1 protein-coding gene, 4 tRNA genes and 1 rRNA gene are annotated in these 3,013 nt (G+C 38.2%); all 6 read right to left on the bottom strand.

The window, feature by feature from the left end; translation table 11 throughout:
- Positions 1-48 precede the first annotated feature (48 nt).
- Positions 49-125, bottom strand: a tRNA-Arg gene (locus AAGG74_RS23395).
- A gap of 33 nt (positions 126-158) precedes the next feature.
- A tRNA-Gly gene (locus AAGG74_RS23390) sits at positions 159-233 on the bottom strand.
- Between the two features lie 794 nt (positions 234-1,027).
- Positions 1,028-1,267 carry a ParB N-terminal domain-containing protein gene (locus tag AAGG74_RS23385; protein ID WP_429677385.1) on the bottom strand — a complete coding sequence of 80 codons (240 nt, stop codon included), beginning with the start codon at positions 1,265-1,267 and terminating at the stop codon, positions 1,028-1,030.
- A 1,426-nt stretch (positions 1,268-2,693) separates the two neighbouring features.
- A tRNA-Thr gene (locus tag AAGG74_RS23380) sits at positions 2,694-2,766 on the bottom strand.
- A 2-nt stretch (positions 2,767-2,768) separates the two neighbouring features.
- Positions 2,769-2,843 (bottom strand) — tRNA-Asn (locus tag AAGG74_RS23375).
- A 44-nt stretch (positions 2,844-2,887) separates the two neighbouring features.
- Positions 2,888-3,003: ribosomal RNA gene (rrf, locus tag AAGG74_RS23370) — 5S ribosomal RNA — on the bottom strand.
- Positions 3,004-3,013 lie beyond the last annotated feature (10 nt).

The following is a 3,013-nucleotide window of genomic DNA, read 5'->3' as shown; positions in this document are numbered from 1 at the left end:
ACCATGTGCTCTACCAAGCTGAGCTACTTCCCGATTTTATTACAATAATGGCGCGCCCGAGAGGAGTCGAACCCCTAACCTTTTGATCCGTAGTCAAACGCTCTATCCAATTGAGCTACGGGCGCAATCAATTTTTCAATGTCCACTTGGAATTTAAATGGAGCGGAAGACGGGATTCGAACCCGCGACCCCCACCTTGGCAAGGTGATGTTCTACCACTGAACTACTTCCGCATGTCGCAATAAAAAAAGCTTTCTCCTTTTTGAGAAACCTTGGAATAATACATTTAATAAAGCTTCCAAGCGGGATAGGACCGCTAATCTCTTACCATGAAAGAGCATCTGAAAGTTTAAAACAGGTTTCTTAGAACAAAAGTAATTATAGCAGGGTTTTGATAAATGTCAATAAGGTTTAGGCAATTTTAGAAAAATGACGTACACACTTTTAAAGATATTTTTAAGCAAATACAGAAGATTTACTATGATTTAAAGTTGTTTTTTCTTTTTTCAAAAACCTTTATAAATGCTACCCACCCAAATAATAATCGGAATAACGATAAAGCTCCCACAATAAATTCCTCCTGTTTATAAGTGTAAAAGACTGGCTCATGTTGAAAGCTGAATTGAGACCTGCCGAACATTGGTGCATTCTTCACCCACACGCATTACGTGCTGATCTACATCCCTCACTTCATTCTCAAAAGCTACCTGAAACGATGAAGAATGAAAAAGGATGGCTGCGTCATCACTCATAATTTGAAAGTAATTTATGAATACGGTTCTTAAGAATTCATCAAACTCTGTTGCTCCCATTTCATCATTAGAAATTGGAGAAGAGTCATTATCAATTAATTTCTTACTATCACTTCAAATGGCCACATTGTAAGGTACTATCTGTAACAACAGCGCCGCTTTATTTTTACCCACCAATTTTTTAACGCCTTCTAATTTTATTGCGTCGCCACATAGGAGGCCAAGCTGACATTTATCTCCGTACCAGTATCCGGCTCTGTAATTTTGTCCAAGGCTTACATAAAAATTTTCTCTTCATCAGAAGTTAAGTTCTCCTGCAGCTCTTTATAGTCTACATTAGAGAACCCAGTGAAGCTCATATCAAAATTAGATTCTTTTAATTCAGAAAGAACTTTCTCAAGTTTCTCCTCATCCCAATCACCGCTGATCTTGTTTAATGCGATGTTAAGAGCCTTCTCTTTATCCTCATCTAAGCAGACAATGGAGACAGTGACATCTTTTGGCCCTTCCTCCATTAGAATCTTGTATCAATTCTGGCCACCAACAAGATTACCGAGCTTTTCATTCCGGATAAGCGGATCAATGTATTCGAATTGTTCTATGAATTTTTTCAGGGCTCTTTTATTCTAGATCGCCTAGCTAAAGATCAATACAAGGGTTTTATGCAGTGGGGATAATCTTCTCTACTGGTATAGTTCTAATATCCATGATGTTTTGCCTCTATATACAAGAACCCAAATGGCTGCTAAAAAGTATTAAATAAACTTCCCTTGCATATTTTTAATAAGCCACTTAATTTATGTTTTTTCCTCTAATCACACAATATCCAAGTGCCAATTTCATTTTCACACTTTATTGACTATTAAATTCTCCAACATTCTGTAATATGCGCTAAGAAGAAATTAAACCAAATATAAATGTAAAGAGTGGAACTATAAGGGAACTGTAGCAGTAAAGCAGTTGGGAATAGCTTGCATTATTCTTGATTCATAATACCAAAAAAAAGAGGCGTAAGGTCATTTCAATTAGTTATTGATAGCGGTCAAAGAACAAGCGTAAAAGAAAGGTAAAAACAATTAGAATATAGGATCCGTCTTTATTAAAAACCACTAAAAAGTTACCTGGAGAGTGAATTGTATAAATTCAAAAAAGAAGTTGAAGTCAGCGCTTATATCACGCCGCACAAACGAACATTCAATATGTTCATAGAGGACTGAGAGAAAAAATATGCTTTGGATCATCACGATGATAAAACCCGTGAAACTTATAACTATATTATGGGGATAGAAATACAGCTCTATTTTGGAGACATGTACTAAAACGAGGTTCAGCCGATTCACATATTAAATTTCTTAGAAGAGTACAACGGAAAAACGATGTCTCAACGTCAAGCATTCATGTAAGATATCGAATCATTAGAGATATCTTAGAAAGAACAGCTGAGTGGAAAATTATAAAAGAAAGCCCTGCAGCAAGGTGTAAAGCGGCCATAACAAAATACAATGAGTATGAAATTTATTCTGTTATTTAGCGGGGATATGGGACAACCCCAGTATCCAACCTCACCTAATACTTGGTGGCAGAGATTCACTAATAGGCACAATATCAAGCCAGGACGCCTTCATGATATGAGACACTCGCACGCAACAATGTTAATAAATCAAATTGGGAAGCACCTCGATTAAACATTCAAGCTATTTCTCAAAGGTTTGGCCATCTGACGCCCAAACCACGTTGAATATTTACACTCACACTAACCGCGAATCAGATACTTTGGGACATTTTAGGTACTGATGCAATCAATAATATATAAAAAAGGGTGGCAAATTAGAGAAATCCTCTAATTTGCCACCCGTATGCCACCCAAATATTCATTTTAGACAAAAAAAATAACAGTTCCATATCTCACGGAAACTGCATAAGATCAACGTATTTTAGATAAGCTTCCAAGCGGGCTCGAACCGCTGACCTCTTCCTTACCATGGAAGTGCTCTACCTGCTGAGCTATGGAAGCAATGGCTCCGCAGGTAGGACTCGAACCTACGACCGATCGGTTAACAGCCGATAGCTCTACCACTGAGCTACTGCGGAATAATATAAGCTTCATAAACAAACATGGTAGATATGAAAAATCTGCTTGGCGGCGTCCTACTCTCACAGGGGGAAACCCCCGACTACCATCGGCGCTGAAGAACTTAACTTCCGTGTTCGGCATGGGAACGGGTGTGACCTCTTCGCTATCGCCACCAAACAAATGCCTT

Source organism: Bacillus mexicanus (genome assembly GCF_050445615.1).
Classification (GTDB): domain Bacteria; phylum Bacillota; class Bacilli; order Bacillales; family Bacillaceae; genus Bacillus; species Bacillus mexicanus.
This window is presented reverse-complemented; position numbering and strand designations above follow the sequence as displayed.

Excerpts from the sequence above, each read along its gene's own strand:
- AAGG74_RS23385 (WP_429677385.1), bottom strand. The coding sequence starts at position 1,267 with ATGGAGGAAGGGCCAAAAGATGTCACTGTCTCCATTGTCTGCTTAGAT.